We start from the raw sequence: 580 nt of genomic DNA on the forward strand, positions 1-580 counted from the left end.
GCACCACGGCGCGCCCGGCAGTGCCGGATTTCTTCAGCCGCGCCGAGACTTTTTCCGACAGGCCGCGCAGCACCGGCACCAATTCTGCCAGCGAGCCGATGTCGTTGTCGAAGGTGGTTTCGGCCGACACGCTCTTGGCATCGCCGCCGGGGTCGACGCGGCGGTCGTCCTCGCCGCGCGAAAGCCGGTAGAGCCGGTCGCCCATGACACCGTAACGGCGCATCAGCTCGCCGCGCTCCATGCGCTGCAGCTGGGCAATGGTGCGGATGCCGTCGCGCTCGAGCGTCGCGGCCAAGGCCTTGCCGACGCCCCAGATCAGCGTGACCGGCTGCCCGGCAAGAAAGCTTGGCGCTTCCGCTTCGCCGATGACTGAAAAGCCGCGCGGCTTGCGGAAGTCCGACGCGATCTTGGCCAGGAACTTGCAGTAAGAGAGACCGGCGGAAACGGTGATGCCGAGTTCCTTCTCGACGGTCTGTGCGAAGCGGGCCAGCACAAGCGCCGGCGGCATGCCATGCAGCCGCTCGGTACCGGCGAGGTCGAGAAAAGCTTCGTCGATCGACAGCGGCTCGACCGGCGGCGT

At 67.6% G+C, this 580-nt stretch carries 1 pseudogene; it reads right to left on the minus strand.

The features are described from left to right. A pseudogene (locus EOA75_RS33620) lies at positions 1-580 on the minus strand (DNA polymerase IV); the annotation flags it as partial.

The sequence above is a fragment of the Mesorhizobium sp. M1A.F.Ca.IN.022.07.1.1 genome, from assembly GCF_003997575.1.
GTDB lineage: Bacteria > Pseudomonadota > Alphaproteobacteria > Rhizobiales > Rhizobiaceae > Mesorhizobium.